Origin of the sequence: Furfurilactobacillus milii (assembly GCF_009863985.1) — a bacterium.
Classification (GTDB): Bacteria; Bacillota; Bacilli; order Lactobacillales; family Lactobacillaceae; genus Furfurilactobacillus; species Furfurilactobacillus milii_A.
In genome coordinates this window covers 72,797-96,581 of the sequence record NZ_WEZT01000001.1, presented here as the reverse complement: position 1 = coordinate 96,581, position 23,785 = coordinate 72,797, and the positions used below count along the sequence as shown (strand labels likewise).

Here is a 23,785-nt window from a genome sequence, read left to right as displayed (position 1 = left end):
GTGATCTTAATGCAAATTGGATCTTTAGCGGATTGGTTTACGGGTGCAGCGACGTTTGCGGCGGTGCTCACGACATTACTTTTCAACTTTTTTGAACGACGACGGGCGGCCAAACAGAGCATTTACAGGGCTAAGACAGCCATGGCACGTTTAAGCCTGGATGTGATTCGTCAAGTTAACGGATTGACTGACAGCGTTAGCGATGGTGATTCACTGAGCGCTATTCATACAATGAGGATCTATGTCTTTGTACTAACACTGATTGGCAATCAGCAAGTCAGTGAACTCTTGGAGGCCAGTGAACTGTTTTTAGTGACTGCCAACAAGACGGCTGTTGGTAAAACAGATAAGTCTGAATTGAAGGAAGCTTATGATCAGTTAGTAGCAAGGACGGTCTAGCCTGGCTCGAATAATCTCCTAAAAGGTGTACACTATAAATGCGAACATATATTCGGGAAAATGGGAGTTTATTTATGAAAATAGCAGAGTTTGTCCTTTTGAATCAATATGCTGATTGGGAGGGAGCCTATCTTTCCAGTCAATTAAATCAGAAGAAAGATTGGCAGGTTAGGACGGCATCAGTAAAGCCTGTAGTTAAATCTATCGGTGGGTTTACAACCCAAATCGATGATCTGATTTCTGATGTCCCTAAGCACATTGATTTATTGGTTCTAATAGGCGGCAATTCTTGGAGTATTAACGATGAGGCACTTTATCAGCTTGTTTCGCACCGTTTAGCAAACAAAATGCCAGTTGGAGCCATCTGTGGAGCCGTTGATTTTCTAGCGAGAACTGGTTTGTTAACAGGATTTAAACATACTGGGAATGCCCAATATTTGTGGAAAGACGATGTGGACTATAAAAACCCGACTGATTTTCAAAACGTTCAAGTTGTCAGCGATAGAAATCTCGTTACTGCCAACGGGACTGCCGCATTAGACTTTACGGAACGGGTTCTTAAAATGATTGGTTGCTCAGAAAAAGAGATTGCGATGGGCGTCGAGTTACATAAACTTGGTTTTTATGCTTATACGACAAAGTATGGCAACCCTTATCAATAATGATGTTGAACCATGCGGACACACAACAGTGGCCGTTTTTTTATTTGCTTTTTATATCTTTTAGATATACAATATTTACATCTAAAAGATATAAAAGGGCGGCAAATTCTAAAATGATGAATGAATTATATATTTTGGGTGAACTGATGGAGAATTCCAAAACTGCCTATCGTTTGCGTCAGTCAATGCAGGTTTCACTTGGTCGTCACCGCAAGATTAGCTTTGGTGTTATTTATCCGCTGTTCGAACGTTTGGAAAAAGAAGGTTACATCACGCTAACGGTTCAAGGTGACGACAAACGATCGACAAAATTGGCAGCTATCACCAAGAAGGGTGAAGCGCGATTCTTGGAATTAATGTATGCGCCAGTTCCTGAGGGCGCTCACACAGATGATATTTTTCAAATCAAGCTGGATTCAATGCAGCATTTGCCTTTAACCGATCAGCAGGGATTGCTGGATCAGTATATGAACGAGCAAGTCGCCATTGTGAATGACTGTCAAACGGAGTTGGAACACCTAAAGAAGCACGAGCACAAAGATCACTGGTATGCGTCACAGAAGATGCAGTTACGTCTCCGCCAAGCGCAGGTAACACAGCAGTGGATTCAAGACTTTAAAAAAGCATTGGCGAAGAACGGGGGCTTTCAATCGAATGACTAAAGAAATCAAAATTGCGTTATTAATGGCGGCAAGCCTCTTCATGGAAATCATGGATGGGACGATTGTCACCACGGCGTTGCCGAGTATGGCGAGATATTTTCGGACTGGATCAGCCACCGTCGCACTGCTAGTGAGTATTTACCTAATTACCGTTGCGATTTTTATTCCGTTAAGTGGTTGGCTCGCTGATCGATTTGGCAAGAAACGCATGTGGCTATTGGCCGTTGGCTTATTTACGCTGAGCTCGCTGGGCAGTGCGTTGGCACCTACGTTTACCATTCTGCTGGGGATGCGGGTGATCCAGGGGATGTCAGGCGCAATGATGACACCAACGGCTCGACTGATCGTGTTGGAAAAGACGATCCCGTCACAATTGTTGCGAATGACGAGTTACTTAGTATGGCCGGCCTTGATTGCGCCAGCGATTGCTCCGTTAATCGGTGGTTTGATTGTGACATGGTGGAACTGGCGCTGGATTTTTCTGATCAATTTACCGATGGGAATTATTATTATCTTGATTGGGCTTTTTCTGATTGAGCAAGATGCTCAAACAACAGAATATCGCCAGTTTGACGTTATCGGTTTTATCGAGATTGCGATTGCATCAGGATTAATTTTAGCTGGGGCAGAAATAGCGACTCATGGTCGTTCGGAATGGCTATTAGCAGCACTGATGGTGATCATTGGCGCGGGGATGTTAGTCTTTTCCTACTTTCACTTACGCAAAGTCGAAAACCCTTTGTTTTCCGTTTCGTCACTACGAATTGAATCATTTCGGTTCACACAAACGGGCGATAGCGTTTTGTGGTTATCAGTCGGGGCCATGCCATACTTAATGACGGTCTATTTGCAAACGATTTTTCAGTGGTCACCGGTTAAAGCATCAGGCTTTGTGATTTTTATTTTTCTGGGAAATATTGGCATTAAACCCTTCACGACAGTGATTATCAAAACGCTAAAATATCGTGGCGCACTCTTTAGCGCCTTCTTGATGGTGATGATCAGTTCGTTTTGTTTGGCACTGATTACGACATCAACATGGTCATGGATAATCGCGTTGTTGGCGTTTGTTTCCGGTGTTGGGCGTTCTTTAGCGTTAACTGCATACAATGGGTTGACATTTGCCGATGTCCCATTAGCCGAACGTAACAGTGCGAACACGCTAACGGCTGTGATTATGACGTTAGCGCAAGGTTTAGGGGTGTCCTTGATTACGGTGATTGTCTCCGTTCTCAGTCAAACAATGACATTGGGACACGCTTATCAGTTTGGTTTTGTTTTCTTAGGTTTGCTCATGTTGTGGCCAATGTTTGAGTTAACGACGGTCAGCCGAAATATCGGTGAAAGTACGATTTAGTTTCAAACGGCTTGCTTTCAATAGATCGATTTTGTTGTTTTAATTCTTCAATTTTTCTCACTGACTTTTAATGGTAACGGGCGTATATTTTTGTCAATCAAACAACAAAACGAATTGATCAGGAAAGTAATGTTGATTGCCAGCGCTTAGAGAGCCTCTTTAGCTGAAACGAGGTCGCAGGGCACAATATGAAAATGGCCTGTGATTGGTGTCACTGAACCGCAAGGCAAGGTGGCAATGACCGGCACTCATTATTGTGCACGCCATGAAAATGGCTAGTAAGCATCAAGATGTAAGTCTTGGTGAAACAAGAATGGTATCGTGTGCGAGCGCTTCTTAAGTTGATGGACTTAGGGAGCGCTTATTTTGTGCTCGATGTAAATGTGGCCAGTTGTTTGTTTAGTTGACCGTCGTGAATTTGATTTGATAGGGAGAGGTTTAATATGAAAAAAACGGGACGTTTATTAGCAGCGTTAGGCATTACGTTTGGATTGGCGTTGACATTAGCAGGTTGTGGAAAGGGCAGCAATAAAACCGTGAAGGTCGGTGTTGTGGGCGACCAAGACGCAGCCATTTGGAAAGCCGTTGGCAAAGAGACTGAGAAGAAGGATCACATTACCTTAAAGATTGTGAACTTTACCGACTATACTCAGCCGAATGCGGCCCTGTCAGACCACAGCGTAGACATTAATGCGTTTCAAAGTTTAAACTTCCAAGATGCGTGGAACAAAGCACATCACACTAACATCGTTGCTATTGGGAATACTTATTTTCAACCATTAGCGCTGTATTCTAATAAGTTGAAGAAATTGTCAGAAATCAAACGTGGTGCGCAGATTGCGATTCCGAATGACGCGGCTAACGAAACGCGAGCATTAGTGCTTTTAAAACGGGCTGGCTTTATCAAGCTGAACAAGGCTAGCTTGCCAACTACTAAGGACGTCACTGAGAATCGATTGGGCTTAAAGTTTACAACTGTTGACGCGGCACAAACGGCGCGTTCTCTATCCAGTGCTGATGCTGCAGTCGTCAATGGTAACTACGCTTCGGCTGCTAAGCTGTCACTTAAGGATGCTCTGTATGCTGAACACTTAAAGACAGGTGGTCAGTACATCAATGTTGTTTCAACCTTGAAGAAGGATAAGAACAACGCAACGTACAAAAAGATCGTGAAGGCCTATCAGACGGAGGCAACCAAGCAGAATTTGAAGAAGTACTACAAAGGAAATACCTTACCGGCTTGGTAGAATTAACGCCAAATTAGCGAGCCATTTGAGAATTTCATCAGACACAAAAATACCCCTGGATGAATCCAATTCGAGATTCATTCAGGGGTATTTAATGTCTAGGCAGTTAATAAATGTTCCACGTGTAACATGAATCAATGGTCATGCGTGCACGAGTGTAAGGTTAGTCACACCGACTAACTGTTTCGACGACGTAATTGCAACAGCTGATGGCTTAGAGATGCCGTTGCCTCGTAAACTTGATGGTAGACAGCGTAAAATTGCTCATATTGTGCGACATGCTCCGGTTGCGGCTGATATATTTTACCGTATTGAACAAACTTTGCGACACAAGTTTTCCAGTCAGAATACCAACCCAATCCCATGGCGGCAATCATAGCAGCTCCTAATCCAGGACCCTGTTCATTAACAAGGCTGGTGACTGGTGCATTAAAAATATCTGCCTGTAGTTGCAGCCAAAACGAACTTTTGGCGCCACCACCAATAGAGACAACCTGTGAAAACGTACGATGGTTGTTCTGATAAATTTGCAAAATATCTTTAAAAGAATAAGTGATTCCCTCCAGCACTGATCGGATAAAGTCGCCTTGAGTCTGAACACCATCTACGCCAATAAAACTGCCGCGAATATCGGCATCTGCGTAGGGTGCTCGCTCTCCTACAATGTATGGTGTAAAGATAAGCCCGTTTGCGCCGATTGGTCTCTCGGCGGCCAGACTAGTGAGCTCATCAAAAGAATGGTCTGGAAGAAAAGTTCGTTTGAACCAGCCAAGACTGTAACCCGCGGCTAGGGTAACGCCCATGGAATAGTATTGGTCAGTGATCCCATGATCTTCAAATTGAAGCACACCACGGTAATTGCTTGTTTTAGGTTCCGTCTTCAGAACAACGCCCGAGGTCCCAATGCTTACCATAACTTGTTTGTCATCAACAATACCGGCGCCAATCGCGCCTGCAGCGTTATCTGCTGCACCTCCGAAGACTTTAGTGCTAGTAGATAGACCAGAGAAGGATGCGTAACTGCTCGTAATATTGCCGACGAAATCCGTGGAATTAATTAACGGCGGGCATAAATCGATGTCGATGTTTAATGCATTCAGGATTTCTTTGCTCCAAGTGCCTTCGTTAACGTCAAGCATGACCGTTCCAGTGGCATCAGAGTAGTCAATAGCTAACTTGCCAGTCATTCTAAAACGAACATAATCTTTGGGAAGCAAAACCGTAGCAATCTGTTTATAAATTTCTGGCTCATTTTCTTTGACCCACAGTAACTTGGGTAGCGTGAACCCTTCTAAAGGTTGATTCTTAGTGATTGTTTCAAAACGATCACCCAAAACGTCTGTAATTTCATGACGCTGTTTTGCTGCGCGGGTGTCATTCCACAAGATTGCAGGCCGCAGTATTTGATGATTTTCGTCAAGCAGGACGAGGCCGTGCATTTGACCGGAATAACTGATGCCTTCAATGTCTTCTGGTTTGAGATGATCTTTCAAGATTAAATTTACAATGGCAACAGTAGTCCCAGATACCCAGTCTTCAGGATTTTGTTCACTGTATCCAGGATGTGGTTGGTTGAGTGGATAATCAAATGATTGCTGAGCAACAATCACACCTTCCTGATTAACGGCTGAAACCTTGACAGCGCTGGTGCCAAGATCAATGCCCAATACATAACTCATGCTTAGACCCCCTCAGAAACATGATACCGTGCGTGGTAGGTTTGATTAACGTCTGCTTTTAAAATCATGTTACCAAAACCTTCGAGGTTAATCGCATTGGAAAGAATATGTGGTTCCACTGCAATACCAAGGAATGGTTTTCCTGCACCCTTATTAGTTTGCATGGTTGGTGTAAACCCATTGGCTGTAAAAATAGTAACCCCGTTACGATCCGCAGTCGTTTGCAATGTTAAGTTGCTTTCTTGATCACGAATGGTAACGTCGGCACCTGCAGGCGTGAGAAAAGTATCATCAATCCCAGCGCCGTGATTACTGTCAATAATGCTTTTAATTGCCTGACCAACATTTTTAAAATTTCTATAATCATACATGTCGTTGTCAATGGGGGCCAGAATACCGTTTGGCACATGTTCCTCATCCAATGCTTCAACAAATTGAGCATTACTCTTTATGTCATGGTTTCTGATGTCTTGATTATCCTTATTTAAGTTGAAGTAGGCGTGACAAGTGGGACTGAACAAAGTGTCAGTATCACAGATGGCTTGGTAAGTGATGTCAACAGTGTCGTCTTCTGAAAGCGCATAAGTGACTGTGACTGTCATGGTGCCAGGGAAGCCGTCCAAAGACTGGTCTACTTGTCGACTGAATTGAAGGTAGTTATCACCATCGTCCGTGGACAAAATAGTTCCTTCCCACTGTAAATAAGCAAATCCGTGGGGGCCGCCATGCAGAGTGGTAGCGCCTTCATTTTGTTGTAGTTGAAACTGCTTTCCACCAAGTGTAAAGAGACCATTTTTAATTCGACCGGTTACACGGCCAATTGTGGCACCTAAATAGAATGGGTTGTTCAAATAATGCGCAATATCAGGTTCATTTAATAACACATTTTGTGTCGTTTGATCGTGATGTGCTAAACGGTATTCGTACCAGGTTGCCCCAAAATCCAATACACTAATACTCGAACCACGTTTATTGATTAATGTAAACTTCTTAATAAGACGACCGTTATGATGATCAAATTCTTCGATTTTGTTAGTAATCATAATGTCCTCCTACCATTATTTAGCGCGGTTATGCAGCTCTTGTTCAATATCTTCAAGGCTGCGGCCGCGAGTTTCGAATACGAATTTTGAGACGAATACAATTGCTAAAATACAAATAATCCCGTAAATAGCGAAGATTGATGTTCCTAACCAAGTTAATAAAATTGGGAAAGTTAATGAAACGATTAAGTCAGCAAACCAGTCGATAACACTCGCGAAACCAGTTCCTAACCCACGCACATTTAACGGGAAGACTTCTGCCATTACGACCCAAGCAATTGGTCCCCAAGTTGCAGAGAAGAAAACAATGTACACGGCAAGAGCAATCATAACGATCCAGGCAGAGAGTCCAGAACCTTTTTCAGCAAAATTAGTCACGATTGCGAGTGTAAATAGCGAGACCGCCATACCAACGGAACCAAAGTTAAGCAGCGTGCGACGGTTAAACTTATCCATGATAATGACAGCAATACCGGTGGTAATAACGGAGACGACACCTATTCCAACAGTACCTAAAATGGCAGCCGAATTTCCGAGTCCCACCTGTGAAAAGATGGTTGGAGCGTAATATAAAACAGTGTTACATCCAGTAATCTGTTGGAAGATACATAGTCCAACAGCAATTACCAATGCAGGGTGGACAAGTTTTGAGAATAAGTCCTTTAGAGTACCGGATTCTTGTTTGTTAGCTTTTTCAATAACTGAGAGTTCATCGTTAACTTCTTCTTCATTGTCTCCCCGAAGACGCATCAATACATTTTTAGCATCCTCAGTTCGCCCAACTTTGTATAAGAATCGTGGACTTTCAGGTAGCAATACACCGCCAATCAATAGGATGATCGCTGGTAGTGCAGCAAATGCTAACATATAACGCCAGCCGTTTGTGACGTTAGCAAAACTATAGTCAATGATGTAGGCCAGTAAGATACCAGTCATAATCATTAATTGGTTAAGACTGGAAAGCGTGCCCCGGATACGAGCAGGCGAGATTTCAGCTAGGTACATTGGTACTAGTGCTGACGCACCACCGACGGCGACACCTAAGATGACCCGTGCGATAACCAAGACTATCACATCAGGTGAAAAGCCTGATAATAGGGCACCAATTAAGAAAATTAATGCTGAGAGCATCACCATTTTCTTGCGCCCGAACCGATCGGACATTGGACTGATGATAGCAGCCCCAATAATGGCACCTAAGAGAACAGCACTAACGACCAGACCCTGCTCAAGGGATGTAAGTTTCATTTCTGATCGAATGTAAAGCAATGCACCAGAGATAACACCTGTATCGTAACCAAATAATAATCCGCCTAGCGCACCAAAAAAGTAAATATACCAACTGCTGCGGCTTTTTGCCGTTTCGTTTGTCATGATGCTTCTCCTTTCAAGAAAAGTGTCCTTATTCCTAACTCGGGAACGAGGACACGGCATGTTCAAACATTAGTTAGAACATGAATACCAGCTATTAAAAGACGATGATTTGTTGCCACGCAGTGTAGGGTAATCAGCAAATAGAACATGACGAATAGGCTCATCTTCGTCCACGTTCGAAAAACGTGGTACTGGTTCAAAGAAGCGATTGTCGACGTTGTCATCATTTGATGAAGAAACTTCCCAAACCATGATCTTGCCTGTGCCTTTGCGACCCATCCAACGGTGATAGATGCGTTGTGTCATCGTGACACTTTCTCCGGGTTCCAATGAAACGACGCCACCGGCAGGAACAGTGATTTTTTTGCCATCCTTAACTAAATGCACATCTGATTCTTTATCGAGTTGTTCATCGGCTGTTGCGTTGTAAACGGTAATGTCGAGAACACCGCCGCCACGGTTGATAGTGTCTTCTTCCTTAATCTTGTGGAAGTGCATTGGTAATTCTTGACCGTCTTCAAGGATCAAAATTTTTTCACAGTAAGGTTTTGGATAAGTTTTTTTGTCGTTGAAATTACCATTACGGAAAGTGAACGTAGCCAAGCCACGTTTAGCAAAGTCATCACTGCCAAAGTCTGTGACATCCCATCCCAACATGTTGTCAAAGATTTCCCGATATTCTGGGCCGGCATTCTTCACGTCTTCGGGTGTCCAGTTAGCAAATTCGGGGAAATAAACTTTGTGTTCTGAGGCAAAAGCAATTAGGTTATCCAAAATGGTGTTGATTTGTGAACGTTTCATGATATATAAATCTCCTTAGATGTAAGACTAGATATTTGTTAGTTAATTTAACGAAATGAAATCGATTTCATAAAAGGCCATGAAAATCGCTAACTGATTTTTATGTAGTACACTTAAGGAAGCGCTTACAAAATTTTCAATTAAAAAAGTAATTTATTATCGAATTACTAATTTAGTCCGGACGATGTCATGCGTCACGGGACGATCAGGATTAGCGAGGCGATCCATGAGTGTAATGAAAGCTTTGGTACCAATAAGATATGCTGGTTGATCTACTGAAATAATAGGATATTGAACAAAATCAAACCAAGGTTGATCATCAAAAACAGCTAGTTTCATATCCCCAATTTGCCATTCTTTAAGGACTTTCAGCACATTCATTAGAATCACATTGTTACCACAGAAGAGGGCATCACACTGATTAGTTTGAATGAGGTTAAGTGCCAATTCTGCGGTGTGCTGACCAAGGTAATCATCGAGTGCAATATCTTGCTCACGAATTGGGAAATCGTGAGCTGTTAGTGCTTTTCGGAAGCCATTTAAACGCTCTGTACCGGTTGTGGCGACGGGGCTAACAATGGCATTAACGCGGGTTGCGCCTTGCTTAATTAGAGCGTCAACGGCGTTAAAACTGCCCTTCTCGTTATCAACTAAAACTGTGTCATATAAATTGGCATCCTTACCTTGTGGCATACGGTCGATAAAGACGAGAGGCATGTCATTGACCATTGAATGATAGTTGGCATGATTACCGGTGCTAGCCAGAATGATGCCATCTGCCTGATGATCAACTAGCATATTGATATAACGTTGTTCTTTATCTGGATTTTCGTCAGTGTTGCAAACAATCACAGAGTAGCCACGCTTAGTAGCCGCATCTTCGATACCACGGACGAGGGTAGTAAAAAATGGATTCAATACATTTGAAATAACCACACCAATAGTTTTTGTAGTGTGATTTCGCATGCTTTGTGCGAGAGCACTCGGCCGATACTGCAATTCGTCCATCCCATCTTTAACCTTCTGGATTGTTTGTTTGCTGACCAATTCGGGTTGGTTAAGAACACGAGAAACGGTTGCTTCTGATACTCCCGCATATTGTGCTATTTGTTTAATAGTAACTTGCTTTGACAATTTTTTGCCGCCTTTATGAAATCGATTTCATATACAAGATAAACCTTAAAAATTTGTGTGTCAAGATAACTTTATTGATTTTGGCAGCGCTTTCTTAATTTGCTATACAGATGTTTGGATATGTATAAACAAAAACGACATGTACTCAATGTGGCTAAGTGCATGTCGTTTTATGGCAGTTAAAATTCACTACGATTTTTGTCTTTTGGAACTGGAAGTCCTTGAGAAACATTCCTTTGTTACACGTGAAACAGACAGATCTTTTAGGCGAGTGCAGATGGTGCCTTAAGCTGTGGTCCTTTGCCTTCGCGAGCTAAGACCCAGTCATCAAGGTTCCACTCTTCTGTTCCACGACGCCATTGACCGAAGTCCCAGCGTGATTCACGTTCGATTTCAACAATTTCGTTGTTTGGTCCAATTGAGACCCAATTATAGGAACCGTTGTGATGAGCGAACTTGACCCACAGAATCGGCGTGGTTACGAGTTGACCAGCATCATTGGTGAAGGTGCGCGTTTCTTGGTCAATGCGCATGAAACTCAGTTGATGAGCGTAAGCTAAATCAATGGATTGAAAGACCTGAGTCGCAAGGTTGATTGCTTGTTGACTCCTTGGCAAGTTGCCTGGTTCTTCGAAACTGAAGTTGTTGTAGCTGATGAGGCGGTTGTCGCTACCGTAAATAACCGTTACGTGAGCGTTATTGAGAACTACTGGACCTTCCTTTTGGTAGCGAACGACGGTTACCTGTTCGCCATTACGAGGGTGTTGTTCACGGCTAACTGCAACGAAATCATCTGGAATAACAAGGTTACGGTTTTCTTTGCCGTTAACGTTCAAATACTTTGTCATAAGAAAATCCTCCAATTTTTAAAGAGATGTTAGTGTTGATGAGCGAGATTGGCGTTTTTAGCAATCGTCCGTTTGCGTGCACGATTGAACACGATGATCCCCGCGCCAGCTAAGAGCAATAAGCCAAACAGATAGGCGGTTCGTTGTGCGGCAATAATATTAGCTGCAGACTGACCGATAGCTGTGGTTGTTCGATGACCTGCATCAAACGAAAGGTGAACATAGAAGGTCAGTGTTGATAGCGTGGTTCCCAACACGAGTCCGAATTCACGCATTAATGAGTTAATCGATCCTGCCATCCCACGATCGGCGGTTGAGACACTTTGCATGATCAGCGTGTTGTTTGGTGTGCCAAAGACAGCCGTACCAATCGCGATCAGTGCTGAAACACCGATGAAGACGATTGGTTCAACATGACCATTGCTGAGCACTAGGCCAATCTGAGCCAGCAGCAGGATGATTAAGCCAGCAGCCATAACACGCTGTTTGTTGAACTTATCCGTTAGTGTGCCGGCAATAGGGTTTGCTACTAAAGCGACAATCGGTGAGGCCATTAGCAGCAAACCACTGACTTGGCTAGAATACTTCAACACGATTTGTAGGTAGATTGGTGCCAGCAATGTGAAGAAGTACCCGACAACAAAACTGATCAATGCGGCAACGACGTTTTGTGTAAACGCACTGTTTTTAAGCAGGTTGAGATTTAATAATGGACGCGTTGCCCGGCGCTCGTGATAGACGAACACAGCGATCATCACGAAGAAGATAATGAGGCCAATAATGGCCCACAGCGGATGGGTCATGATGACACTGGAGGCAACGAAGAAGGACACGGCTAGGATGATCAAGTCACCGACGCCCAACCAATCTACGTTTGGCCGGGAAAGTTTGCCAGGTCGCGGAAAGATAAACCATTCGGCAATGAGGCAGATGATGCCTAGCGGAACGTTGATCCAGAAAATGTACCCCCAGGGGAGGAAGGCTAAAATCAGTCCGCCTAACCCTGGTCCTGCAAGTGACCCTAATGAGATGAACAAGGCTTCAATGCCAAGTGCACGTCCCAGATACTGAGGTGGAAAAGTATCCGTTACGATGGCATAACTGTTGGCCATCGTCATACTGGCTCCCACGGCCTGAACAAACCGACCGAAGAGGACAAACGGTAAGTTGATGCCAAAACCGGCAAGGCCCGAACCAATCAGAAACAACGCAGTCCCAATTTCAAAGATAAATGGTCGACCGAGCTGATCGCCAAGTTGCCCAAAGAATAGTAACAACGCACTGATAGTGATGAGGTAAATGCCGATAATGGTCGTTGTTGCGTTTGTTGAAACGCTCAAATCTCTTGCAATGGTTGGAATGGCGATACTGACGATGCTACCGTCAATGATGACCATGAAGAAGAATGAGCCGAGAATACTTAAAATAAGCCATCTTTTAAGCAACGGTCCCACTTCCTTTCTTTCACCTATTTTTAACCAGGATTGCATAAAGTGAATGGGGAAGGCGGTTATTCACCGTCTTCATCGAGTTCACGTTCCAACTGACGAATTTGTTGCTCAAGTTCTTTGATGGTATCCCGAACTTCTTCCAGCGTTAGACCTTCTGAGCTGTAGCCCTTGTAATAGGCGGTGACGTAATCATTGTCTTCGAGACGTTGCAGTTCATCGCGCAATTGGCCTAAGCGTTCAACGTCATAATCGTACTTATCTTCGTTTAACATGGTGAAGCCTCCTTGGAATTGTGTGGTTTCAAACGGAAAATAATGAGCCAAATAGGTCAGATGACGTTATCCCAATGGCTGTGGTGCTGGTAACTGACGGCGTTTGCCTTCGCGCACCAGAACCCAATCGTCGAAATTCCACTCTTCAGTTGAACGACGAGAGAGCAGGTAGTTCCAACGGGAGTCGCGCTCAACTTCAACGATTTGTCCGCCAGGTCCTACAGAACCCCAGTTATACGAGCCATTGCGGTGTGAGAATTTGACCCAGAGAATTGGTGTTTGAATGGTTCGGCCACCGTATGTGAAAGTTCGTGTTTGCTTGTCAATACGCATGAAGCGCAAATGGCGAGCAAAGTTCGGATCAATCGATTCAAACGTTTGTTGTGCAATCTGTAATGCTTCTTCGCCACGTGGCAACGGTGCGTCACTATCGATACTGAAGTTGTTGTAGCTTAATAGTCGACCGTCGTTGCCGAAGATAACTGTGACGTGGGCATTGTTGGGAACGACTTTGCCAGCTCGTTGATAACGAATTACCGTCACTGTTTTATGATTGCGTGGGCGTAGATCACGGGCAACTTCCACGAAATCATCCGGCAAAGTCAGCATCTTGTTTGGTTCATGGTGAATATCAACAAATTTTGTCATCAGGTCTGCCTCCTTAATTACGTTAAACTAACGGCAATTTGGACTAAAGACTCTGTAAACGCGTCCACCTGTGCAGCAGATAGAGCGCCTAAACTTTCCTGATTAATGTGGGCTAACACATGTTTAAGCGCTGGAATCAAACGAGTGCCTTTGTTGGTCAAACTGATATTCCAGGATCGCTTATCATCTGTGGCCCGGGTCTTTTTGACTAGCCCCAGCCGGATCAGTTCATCCAAACGACGTGTCACGTTGCTTGGACTGAGATAAATCTGGTGAAATAACTGATCCTGTGTCATTTGTCCTACTAGGTTCAGTTTTAAGAGGAAATAGTAGTTACTGGCGGTTAGTTGAAGCGGCATGAGTTCATTGTTTAACTGCATTTGCAACTTACGAGAAACAATATTGAGTTGTGCTAAAATTCCGTCATCTGTTGCCAGCATTGGTTTCACCTTCCTTACCTTTTTAGTGATTAGAATTATAAAACCAAAGATTTATTTGCGCAAGCAAGTAATTATCAAAAACTTCGCAAATACAAATCTTTTTGTATTTAGCGATGTTCAGTTTACTTATTAAGTCAGTTAATGACTTGGCAGAGCCTTATGTGATCCGGATTTGGCGATATGAATGGTCGTGGAAAAAATATGAGATTCGATGATTGTTGTAACCCAGATCTCTGATGTTTGTGCTCGCTGAATGCTAGTTAAACCAAGCCCTTGATGCTGTTTTTTATTAGTTGCATATTTTTGTGCCAATTTGGTGACGTCAATGGTGCGATTTACCGCAATTTGGTTATTGATACGAATTTTAACTTCTGATTCCGTTTGTGAAAGGCGAATTTACAATTGAAATGCAACACAAAGTAAAAAAATAAACCCATACCGGGTAGAATATGTTTAACGACCAAATCAAACAATTCGAGGTATCCGGTACTTGAGCTTATTAATCAACGACCATTAAAAATCCATCATCAACAGACTGCCATTGAAAGTTTCCGGGCTTGTTCGGATTAAACTTGTAATTTGCCTTTCATTAAGATCGTATTTTGTTTGTTGGCGGCCATAAAGTTAATTAACATACCAGTTATGGCCCCAATGAAACGGTATAAAGCGTTAACTAGTAAAACAACAGGTAATAGCAAAATTTTCTTGGCGTGAATCATATAGCTCAGCATCCACCAGTTTAAAAGGACTAACGGAATAACGGAAAAAATGACCATTGGGGCCTGTGGAAAGCGGGCTACTAACGCCAGTGCGAAAAACATCGTAATACCTGTTAGGATAAGCCAAAAAGGTAACCATTTAAGTTGTACGCGTTCCCGAAAAACTAGATCAAGCGTAATAAGGCCAAAGTAACCGCTCATACATGAAATGATGACCATTAATAAGTGCATAAAAATTCCTTCAATCACAATTTATTGTTTTGTGGCTTAAAGTGCTCAATTTGAGACTACACTTTTTTGAATAACAAGTCAGGTATTTGTTTAAACAGGGTGAATCTGTTGATTCAAAGCTGCTGCCCCACGCTCGCAAAAAAATTTATTGATTATACTTGACCTCGAGTTAACTCGAGGAAATATACTTCTTTTTGTCGTCATTTAACACAAAACAAAAAGGAGATTTATTTATGACTATGAAAGTAATTATGGGAGCAGATCCATTAGGCTACGAATTGAAGGAACAAGTGAAAACACATTTACTTGAACAGGGAGTTGAAGTGACCGATGTAACCCCGTCAAATGATGTTGATTACTTTAAAGTTGGTTTTGAAGTCGGTCGTCGAATTGCCAACCATGAATTTGACCGCGGATTTATCTTCTGTGGTACTGGTATGGGTGTTAATATTGTGGCAAATAAGTTTAACGGTGTTTACAGTGCACTGTGTGAGAGTATTGAAACAGCTCGTTTATCACGCATTATTAACAACGCAAATATTTTAGCCATGGGCGGTATTGTGATGACACCATACATGGCAACGCAGATGGCAGATGTTTTTCTCAAAACGCCATTTTCAGAAGGCTTTTCTGAGGCGGATCCTGAATTTTTACAGGGAGCACTGAAAGATGTTCAAGCACTAGAGGATAAGATTGCCGATTTAAATGTGGCACAACAGGGGTAACTACTTGACCCTAACCCTGGTGGTGGTTCTATAGTTAACGTGAGTAAACAGTAAATTTTAGTTTGGAGGAACATTTTATGAAACAACGTAATATCGGCGGTACCAATTTTAAGGCGTCTGCTGTTGCATTAGGAATTATGCGGATGGAAGCTTTATCCGCAGAAGATGCTGCTAAGGCGCTAGATAGCGCTTATGATGCCGGTATCAACTATATTGATTCAGCTGACATTTATGGAATGGGCAATTCCGAAAAGGTCTTCAAACAGGCTCTGGCCAAGTCATCCGTTAAACGTGATCAACTTTATATTCAGTCAAAGGGTGGTATTATTTTTGATCCCGCTCGTAGTCATGGCAGTTTTGTGTTTGGTCAACGTTATGATTTTTCAAAACAACATTTAATTGAATCCGTTGATGGCATTTTGGAACGGATGGGCATCGATTATTTGGATGCCTTTCTGTTACATCGTCCAGATCCACTGATGGAACCAGAGGAGATTGCTGCTGCGTTTGACGAACTCCAAGCCTCTGGTAAGGTACGTCATTTTGGAGTATCAAACTTCAATCCCGAACAAATCGAAATGGTGCAAGCAGCAACCAGCCAACGTTTGCTCATCAACCAATTGCAATTTAGTATTATGCACTCGGGCATGATCGATGAAGGATTGCATGTCAATATGACGGATGACCGCAGTGTCATGCACGACGGTGGTTTATTGGAGTATTCACGTCGCAAGCACATGACCGTCCAGACTTGGTCGCCCTTCCAGTATGGCTTCTTTGATGGGACGTTTATCAACAACGATAAGTTCAAAGAACTGAATGATAAACTACAAGAATTGGCCGATAAGTACGGTGTTTCTAAGAATGCGATTGCTACGGCATGGATTTTACGCCACCCAGCTAATATGCAAGTACTGTTGGGTACCATGACGCCAGCACATATCGTAGACAGTGCAATGGGAGCCGATGTCGACCTCACCAAGCAGGAATGGTATGACGTATACTTTGCGGCAGGAAATGATTTGCCGTAGAGCGTGACTGACCCGTTTTTGAATCCGAGCAATAACGGGAAATCGTCATTGTACAAGCGGTTTTGGCTTGTGCGATGGCGATTTCTTGTTATGCACAGGATTCAGGGTCAGGAGCGCGTTTTAAATATGTAGCAACAAAGGCGGCACAGGCTCTAGGGGAGTGAACGCGTTTTAGATGTGTAGCAGTAGTGCAAATAGTGCACTGCACAGGATTCATGGTCACGTTAGGGCCTCTGTCGTAGTGAGAATTTCGTAAATGCTGAATGTCATGAAAAAATGAAGAATCGCCGCCGTTGTATAATCGAATCAACATTCTACGTTATTAAGAAAGTGAGGCCGATGATGGCTTATTCAATTGGAACAATTGCAAAAAAAACGGGATTATCTATATATACTCTGCGTTATTACGATAAGGAAGGACTTACACCGTTTGTCAAACGTAACGAAGCAAGTGGCCGCCGAGAATTTACCGATTCTGACCTTAATTTTCTATCCGTGATTACATGCCTAAAAGGTACAGGGATGCAACTGGATGAAATTCGCGATTTTGTGAACTGGTGTATGGAAGGTGACGGAACACTTGATGAGCGGTTAACGTTGTTTGAAGAGCAGAAACAGGTTGTGATCGATCAAATTGGAGATGCATTGAAAAATTTGCAGAAAATCAATCATAAAATTAACTATTATCAGAAGGCTGTAGCAGCAGGCACGGAAGACGCAGTTACTGGTGTCAATGAGTTGCCTGAAACGTACACGCCGTTTAATGAACTGGTTGAACAATTGCGCGATGGTGGTGCTGAAGAACGATTAAATCAAAAGATAAACTAGCGATTATTTGATCATTGATTGACATCCTTGGACGACATAGAAATGTGTTTACTCTTTAAGGGCCGCCAATGTCGATTGTTGAAACATTGCTAGAATTTCATGAATTGCTTCTATAGACTCTTTTTGTCCGTTACTCAGCCATTCACGCCAAATTGCGTAGACGCCAGCGCTCATGAACTTAACCCAGTAGGTTTGTTGGGCAACACTAATATCATTCCAATTGATGGTCTCCTTATAGAAGGTGGCCATATTTTCGTTGAACACAGTTTGAATAATGGGTTCAAATCCACGTTTGGCAGCCAGATTAAAAGTATCAGTCATGTCAGTAAAGAATTGCCCTAATGCCGCAATTTTCTGATCCTGTGGCGTGTTGGTCATAATGTCATTAAATCGTGCGTCAATCTGTGGTTTAAAGTAAGCGGTCAGAACATCTGATAGTGTTTCAAAGTTTCGATAGAATGCCATACGACTTACACCAGCTCGACGGACGACCTGGGCGATAGTAATCTCAGCTAGGTCTTTATTTTCCAACAGTTGCAGTAAAGCCGTGGTGAGATATTCTTGAGAGTCCTGTTTGATTTGTTGCGCATGTTTGGTGGCTGCCATTACAATTCTCCTGTTCTGTCACAGATGCCTATTTTAGACTTGTTTAACTACAAGAAACACTCTACAATTCTTTTACAGATGTTACAAGTATAACGTAAGTGGAGGAATTCAAAAATGGATAAGAAATTAGTTGTTGTTACAGGTGGTAGTGGGTTTATCGCTGTTCATATTATTTTGCAGCTATTACAACAGGGTTATGCGGTTCGGACAACTGTTCGATCAATGAAGAAGACAGACTTAATTCATGAAATGTTAACAAACGGTGGTGTGACGGATTTTAGCGATTTATCAATTGTTGAAGCTGATCTCACGAGTGATGATGGTTGGGCTGATGCTGTAAAGGGTGCAACTTATGTTATTCATCCAGCTTCACCAACACCAACATTAAACTTTAAAAATGAAGACGAAATGATTCGTCCGGCCGTGGATGGCGTGCTCCGCGTTATGCGTGCCTCACGTGATGCTGAAGTAAAACGGTTTGTGCTAACGTCGGCATATGGGGCAATCTTTGCCGGTCACAAGAACCGGACAACACCATACACCGAAAAGGATTGGACAGACCTGTCAGCCAAGAATATTCATCCTTACCAAAAATCTAAGACAATGTCGGAACATGCGGCATGGGATTTCATTAACAATGAAGGTAATGGGATGGAATTGGCAACGGTTAACCCGGTTGGTGTTATGGGACCAGTATTGTCCTCAGATTACTCGCATTCTAATATTCAAATTCAAGATTTATTAGAAGGTAAAATCAAAGCAGTGCCAAAGGTTGATTCTGGCTACGTTGACGTTCGTGATGTTGCTAGTTTGCACATTCTCGCGATGACCTCACCTAAGGCGGCTGGCGAACGTTTCTTAGCTACGACCGGAGAAACATTGTCGATGTTGGATGTTGCCAATATTTTACGGGAGGCGTTCCCACAATTTGCGTCAAAGTTACCAACAAAGACAATGCCAAACGCACTGGTGAAAGCTGCTGCACTGACTAATCCGATGCTGAAAATGGTGGCTCTAATAGTTGGACAGTATGCCGAGACAAGTAACGAAAAGGCAGTTACCATGTTGGGCTGGCATCCACGTTCAGCACGTGAGGCAATTATTGCTACAGCACAGTCAATGATTGATTTGGGAATTGTGAAAGCTTAATTTAAATAGCAAGGCGGGCAAAATCTGAAAATGGATTTTGTCTTTTTTTAGTTTGACAAACATTGTGCTATCAAAATGCGTATGTAAATGTGTAAGGACCCAAATTACTCGACATAAAAAGACTGTTCCACGATATTTGAGCTTGGGTGTAAACTTGTAGCACATGATTAACTCGGAAAATAGGAGACCATTATGAAATTTTTGCACACGGCTGACTGGCATATTGGTAAAAAGTTACATGGCTTTGATTTACATGAAGAACAGGACGATGCGTATCAACAAATTTTACAAATTGCGGTAGCACATAAAGCCGATGCAGTCGTTGTTGCAGGCGATTTATATGACCGATCATTGCCCAGCGAGGATAGTGTCAAACAATTGAATCATATGTTGATTGATTTAAATTTGACTAATCATTTTCCGGTTTTAGCAATTAGTGGCAATCATGATAGTGCCACACGTTTGCATGTCGGTAGTGAATGGTATGCCCAAACCAATTATTTCTTGAATACCGAGTTGGCGGATGCATTCGAACCAGTTGAGTTGGGCGACACGCAGTTTTTCTTGTTGCCTTATTTTGAACCATGGCAGGCTCGAAACGTATTTGAAGACGATAGCATTAAGACGGTTGAACAAGCGATGACATTGGTCGTAAATCGTCAACAAAAAGCATTTAAAGCGGGGATGAAACACGTCCTAGTCGCACATTTCTTTGCAGCAGGAAGTAGTCAAACGGACTCTGAAACGAAAGTCGTCGTTGGTGGACTTAATGCAGTGCCACTGGATTTGTTGAGTGCATTTGATTACGTTGCACTTGGTCATTTGCACAATCATCGAGCGCTAACCGATGACAAGATTAAATACAGCGGCTCACCCGTCAAGTTTTCATTGTCAGAGGCGGACGAGCAAAAAGGCGTGTGGATTGTGGACACGGATGCGAATACAATAACGTATGTACCAATTAAGCCATTGCGGGATGTCGTTAACTTAACGGGTTCTTTTGAAGAATTAACCGATCCGGAAACGTATGACGAGTTAGACCGGGATGCCTATTATGGCGTGACATTGACAGACAAGGCCATCATTCCAGATGTAATGAATCGCTTGCGTCAGGTTTATCCACGAATCGTTAGTTTGGATCGACAGAACGGCCGCGACGAGCTACCAACCGTTCAAACTGTGGACCCAACCTTGGCACCAATGGCGTTGTTTGGGAAGTTCTTTGAGCACGTGAATGATGACGAAATGAGCGAGCAACAACAGAAGTGGGCAGAACAAGGCCTGCAGGAAGCTGAACACGAGGATTAACATGCGACCATTACGAATTCGCTTAGTAAATTTTGGCCCTTATAAGGACCAAACAATTGATTTTGAAGATTTTAATGATGCCCCATTGTTTCTGATTAGTGGTAAGACGGGGAGCGGTAAAACAACTATTTTTGACGCAATGTGCTTTGCACTGTTTGGCCGTTCTTCTGGTGGTGACCGCAATCCCGATGAAATGCGCTCGGACTTTGCTGACCAAACGGAAGAAACGTTTGTCACATTCATTTTCGAACACCATGGTCAACAATATGTGATCAATCGCAAACCGAAACAGATCCTTGCTAAAAAGCGTGGTACAGGGACAACTGAACAAGTTGCCAGTGTAGAATTGACCGTTACTGATCGCGATGGCAAAGAACAAAGCTGGACGAAACGCGGAACAGTGGATCAGAAACTATTTGATTTGCTCCATCTGACGCCAGCACAATTCACTCAGATCGTTCTGTTACCTCAAGGTCAGTTCAGACATTTTCTTGAGGCAAACAGTAATGACAAGGAAGCTTTGTTAGCCGATTTGTTTGGAACTGATTTATATAAGCGTTGGGCCAATAATTTAAATGATCAGTTAAAGACGATGCGTCAGGCGTCAAAAGATCAGAGTACGCAATTGGTGACGTATGCAAAAATGATTAAATGGCAAGATGACACAGAAGTACCGGTCGCTGATGCACCGGCTACAGACATTTTGGCCGCTCTGGTTCAGCAAAATGAAGCGATGAAGCCGGAATTAGCACGTAGACGACAAGAAAACGACAAGGAATCAGCTCGATTGAGCCAATTGACTACTCAGGTTAAAACAGAAGAAAGTTTGCTAGCTGTCTTTAACCAACGTGAGCAAGCACAATTGGCGCTGACCAAACTCAATCAGCAGACAGCTGAAATGGAAAAACTAGCCGCTCACATCAAACAGTTGGAGTGGGTTCAACAAACTATGCCACTGCAAGAAAAGGCAGTAGAAACAAAGCAACAGGAAACGCGGACCACGGAACGGCTGGCATCGAGTAAAACTAGTTTGAACACTGCTCAACAGACATTGGCTGAAGCGATAGCAGTCGTTGAACAATTAAATGCGCAAAAATCGGAAGAGGCCAAACGGCAATCTGAACTGACGCGCCTAAAACAAGTGCGACCATTGTTTGAAACTGTGGCGACGTTGAGTAAACAGCAAGTGGCACAACAGCAGCAGTTAAAGGCCGCTCAAACAAACGCTGAGCTAACGACTAAGCAACTCAGCGAGCAACAGCAGTTACGTGATCAGCTGGATCAGCAACTCACGACGTTACAATCATTAGACGCTAAGCAATTAACGGTTAGAGATCAGCAACATGCTTTAAAAACATTAACTGATCAACAAGCAGACCTCGATCAACAACAGCACGCGTTACAACTGCGACATCAACGAATAGATAAAACGGCACAACAATTGGCTGAATTGACCGCCAAACAAAAAGATGCAGCGGATCATTATCAACAGTTGGATCACGACTGGACTGTCGGCCAAATTCAGCGTTTGAGTGCAAAATTAGAAGATGGCGAACCTTGCCCAGTATGTGGTTCTACGGAACATCCTAAGATTGCGGTGGCGACAGTAACAGCCGTAACTGAAGACGAACTTAAGGAGGCAGATAAACAGCGACAGGACATCAATCAGCAGGTTGCTAATGTTACGGGACAACTCAATGAATTGAGGGCAGCGCAAGAAAAGGATCAGTCTGCCTATACGGAAAATGAGTCAAAATGGGCTAAACGTGTTGCTGAGCTAGCAGACAAATCAGTGACTGCCGATAGTGCACGTAATGCGTTATCACAATTTAAGCAACAATTAGCTAACACGGTTCAACAACTGAACGATGCCCTGGAACATCGTACGCAACTCCAGCAACAATTATCCGTCATCAAACCGCAGTTAGAAACGCTGACTGCCCAGCGTGATGAGGCCAACAAAAAGGTACAACATGTGCAAACGGAATTAACTACCGTGACGGCACAACTTGAAGACCGTCGTCATGATCTTCCAGACCAGTTTAACGATTTAGCTTCCTTAGATGCGCATATTAAGCAAGTTGAACAGGCGAGTCAGGTTTATATAGATCAGACGACCAAACATCAGACTGCCCAAAATAAGGCCCAGCAAAACGTTACACAATTACAAACGCAGGTAACGAGTCTGACCCAGACTCAAACTGAACAACACAGGGCAGCCATGAGTGCACAGCAAACATTTGATGGAGCCTTAAATAAACGACGCCCCGTTGTGGAACTGGCAGTGTTCAATCAATTGGCGAATGAAGTTGCCAAACTTGATAATCAAAGAAAAGTGCATCAACGTTTCTTAACAGATAAAAGTCGTGCTACTGCGCAAGTTGAGACACTTACGAAACAAATTGGCGATCAGACTAAGCCAAATGTGGACGAAACTGCCAAAGCCCGTGAAGTACAGACCGAAAAGCAACGGAGTGCACAGCAAGCATTCTATGATTTTCAACAAGTCGTCCAAAGCAATGAAGATGTGGCGACCAAGATGAAGACGTTAATGGATGAAAGCCGCGAAGCACAACAACAATTGGCCGAAATGGCTGAGTTGGCTGACACTGCTACTGGTAGAAGCGATATGCATCTGAGCTTGGAGCGGTATATTTTACAAACCTATCTTCAGAAAGTGCTGACAGTGGCCAATGTTCGGCTAGCCGTATTGACGAATAAACGCTATCAGTTCCGCTTGGATACAGCTACTGGTTCACGGGCTACAGATACTGGGTTAGAGATCAACGTGTTTGACGATCAGGCTGGCAAAGTCCGTAGCGTGCATACCTTGTCCGGTGGCGAAAGTTTTATCGCTGCTTTGTCACTGGCCTTGGCACTAGGCGAAGTCATTCAAAGCGAAGCGGGCGGAATCACAATCGAAGCACTCTTTGTAGATGAAGGTTTTGGCTCACTGGATGGTGAAGCTTTACAGATGGCGATGGAAGCTTTACAGACCATTGAAGGCAACAATCGGATGATTGGTATTATCAGTCACGTGACAGAAATGCAGGAACAAATTCCGGATCAACTGCAGGTTGTTTCGTTAGCGAATGGGCAGAGTACAATTAAGTATCAGCATGAGCTGTAGTTAAAGATATTTCCTGGGAAATAAAAGATCGACCAATTTGA

At 43.2% G+C, this 23,785-nt stretch carries 23 protein-coding genes; 11 read left to right on the top strand and 12 right to left on the bottom strand.

Annotated features, from left to right (window positions below):
• Positions 1-9 precede the first annotated feature (9 nt).
• The 5 genes from GB992_RS00460 (at position 10) to GB992_RS00440 (ending at position 4,327) form a co-directional block, all read left to right on the top strand.
• Positions 10-399 (top strand): hypothetical protein, encoded by a 390-nt coding sequence (locus GB992_RS00460; protein WP_161000756.1) that lies wholly within the window; start codon positions 10-12, stop codon positions 397-399.
• A 74-nt stretch (positions 400-473) separates the two neighbouring features.
• Entirely contained in the window at positions 474-1,061 is a 588-nt protein-coding gene (locus tag GB992_RS00455; protein ID WP_161000755.1) for a DJ-1/PfpI family protein, read from the top strand.
• Positions 1,062-1,174: 113 nt separating this feature from the next.
• Positions 1,175-1,723: a PadR family transcriptional regulator gene (locus GB992_RS00450; protein WP_161000754.1), complete on the top strand. Its 549-nt coding sequence runs from the start codon at positions 1,175-1,177 to the stop codon at positions 1,721-1,723.
• Positions 1,716-3,080 carry an MFS transporter gene (locus tag GB992_RS00445; protein WP_161000753.1) on the top strand — a complete coding sequence of 455 codons (1,365 nt, stop codon included), beginning with the start codon at positions 1,716-1,718 and terminating at the stop codon, positions 3,078-3,080. Before GB992_RS00450 ends, GB992_RS00445 begins: the two co-directional genes overlap by 8 nt.
• Positions 3,081-3,523: 443 nt before the next feature.
• Complete coding sequence (locus GB992_RS00440) at positions 3,524-4,327, top strand: MetQ/NlpA family ABC transporter substrate-binding protein (RefSeq protein WP_161000752.1); 804 nt, start codon at positions 3,524-3,526, stop codon at positions 4,325-4,327.
• Between the two features lie 176 nt (positions 4,328-4,503).
• On the opposite strand, the gene xylB is transcribed toward GB992_RS00440, so the two are convergent.
• The 11 genes from xylB to GB992_RS00380 form a co-directional block, all read right to left on the bottom strand.
• Complete coding sequence (gene xylB, locus GB992_RS00435) at positions 4,504-6,006, bottom strand: xylulokinase (protein WP_161000751.1); 1,503 nt, start codon at positions 6,004-6,006, stop codon at positions 4,504-4,506.
• Positions 6,007-6,008: 2 nt separating this feature from the next.
• Positions 6,009-7,049, bottom strand: coding sequence for an aldose epimerase family protein (locus tag GB992_RS00430; protein WP_161000750.1), 1,041 nt, complete (start codon positions 7,047-7,049; stop codon positions 6,009-6,011).
• A gap of 15 nt (positions 7,050-7,064) precedes the next feature.
• Positions 7,065-8,423 (bottom strand): sugar porter family MFS transporter, encoded by a 1,359-nt coding sequence (locus tag GB992_RS00425; protein ID WP_161000749.1) that lies wholly within the window; start codon positions 8,421-8,423, stop codon positions 7,065-7,067.
• A 69-nt stretch (positions 8,424-8,492) separates the two neighbouring features.
• Entirely contained in the window at positions 8,493-9,224 is a 732-nt protein-coding gene (locus tag GB992_RS00420) for a D-lyxose/D-mannose family sugar isomerase (RefSeq protein WP_161000748.1), read from the bottom strand.
• Between the two features lie 156 nt (positions 9,225-9,380).
• Complete coding sequence (locus GB992_RS00415; RefSeq protein WP_161000747.1) at positions 9,381-10,358, bottom strand: LacI family DNA-binding transcriptional regulator; 978 nt, start codon at positions 10,356-10,358, stop codon at positions 9,381-9,383.
• A gap of 263 nt (positions 10,359-10,621) precedes the next feature.
• Positions 10,622-11,206 (bottom strand): hypothetical protein, encoded by a 585-nt coding sequence (locus GB992_RS00410; RefSeq protein WP_161000746.1) that lies wholly within the window; start codon positions 11,204-11,206, stop codon positions 10,622-10,624.
• Positions 11,207-11,235: 29 nt separating this feature from the next.
• Entirely contained in the window at positions 11,236-12,660 is a 1,425-nt protein-coding gene (locus GB992_RS00405; protein ID WP_161000745.1) for an MFS transporter, read from the bottom strand.
• Between the two features lie 56 nt (positions 12,661-12,716).
• Entirely contained in the window at positions 12,717-12,929 is a 213-nt protein-coding gene (locus GB992_RS00400; protein ID WP_161000744.1) for a hypothetical protein, read from the bottom strand.
• A gap of 66 nt (positions 12,930-12,995) precedes the next feature.
• Entirely contained in the window at positions 12,996-13,577 is a 582-nt protein-coding gene (locus tag GB992_RS00395) for a hypothetical protein (RefSeq protein ID WP_161000743.1), read from the bottom strand.
• Positions 13,578-13,594: 17 nt separating this feature from the next.
• Positions 13,595-14,017 (bottom strand): MarR family winged helix-turn-helix transcriptional regulator, encoded by a 423-nt coding sequence (locus tag GB992_RS00390; RefSeq protein WP_017261356.1) that lies wholly within the window; start codon positions 14,015-14,017, stop codon positions 13,595-13,597.
• Between the two features lie 566 nt (positions 14,018-14,583).
• Positions 14,584-14,967, bottom strand: a complete 384-nt coding sequence (locus tag GB992_RS00380; RefSeq protein WP_161000742.1) for a hypothetical protein — start codon at positions 14,965-14,967, stop codon at positions 14,584-14,586.
• 233 nt (positions 14,968-15,200) lie between these two features.
• On the opposite strand from GB992_RS00380, the gene GB992_RS00375 reads away from it, so the two are divergent.
• From GB992_RS00375 to GB992_RS00365, 3 genes are all read left to right on the top strand, one after another.
• Positions 15,201-15,692, top strand: a complete 492-nt coding sequence (locus GB992_RS00375) for an RpiB/LacA/LacB family sugar-phosphate isomerase (protein WP_161000741.1) — start codon at positions 15,201-15,203, stop codon at positions 15,690-15,692.
• A gap of 77 nt (positions 15,693-15,769) precedes the next feature.
• Complete coding sequence (locus GB992_RS00370) at positions 15,770-16,723, top strand: aldo/keto reductase (protein WP_161000740.1); 954 nt, start codon at positions 15,770-15,772, stop codon at positions 16,721-16,723.
• A 342-nt stretch (positions 16,724-17,065) separates the two neighbouring features.
• Positions 17,066-17,551: a MerR family transcriptional regulator gene (locus GB992_RS00365; protein ID WP_161000739.1), complete on the top strand. Its 486-nt coding sequence runs from the start codon at positions 17,066-17,068 to the stop codon at positions 17,549-17,551.
• A 48-nt stretch (positions 17,552-17,599) separates the two neighbouring features.
• On the opposite strand, the gene GB992_RS00360 is transcribed toward GB992_RS00365, so the two are convergent.
• Positions 17,600-18,157, bottom strand: a complete 558-nt coding sequence (locus GB992_RS00360; RefSeq protein WP_161000738.1) for a TetR/AcrR family transcriptional regulator — start codon at positions 18,155-18,157, stop codon at positions 17,600-17,602.
• A 114-nt stretch (positions 18,158-18,271) separates the two neighbouring features.
• On the opposite strand from GB992_RS00360, the gene GB992_RS00355 reads away from it, so the two are divergent.
• From GB992_RS00355 to GB992_RS00345, 3 genes are all read left to right on the top strand, one after another.
• Positions 18,272-19,306 (top strand): SDR family oxidoreductase, encoded by a 1,035-nt coding sequence (locus GB992_RS00355; RefSeq protein WP_161000737.1) that lies wholly within the window; start codon positions 18,272-18,274, stop codon positions 19,304-19,306.
• A gap of 192 nt (positions 19,307-19,498) precedes the next feature.
• A complete protein-coding gene (locus GB992_RS00350) occupies positions 19,499-20,614 on the top strand; it encodes an exonuclease SbcCD subunit D (protein WP_161000736.1) in 1,116 nt (371 codons plus the stop codon).
• Position 20,615: 1 nt separating this feature from the next.
• Positions 20,616-23,744 carry an AAA family ATPase gene (locus GB992_RS00345; RefSeq protein ID WP_161000735.1) on the top strand — a complete coding sequence of 1,043 codons (3,129 nt, stop codon included), beginning with the start codon at positions 20,616-20,618 and terminating at the stop codon, positions 23,742-23,744.
• Positions 23,745-23,785: the final 41 nt, after the last annotated feature.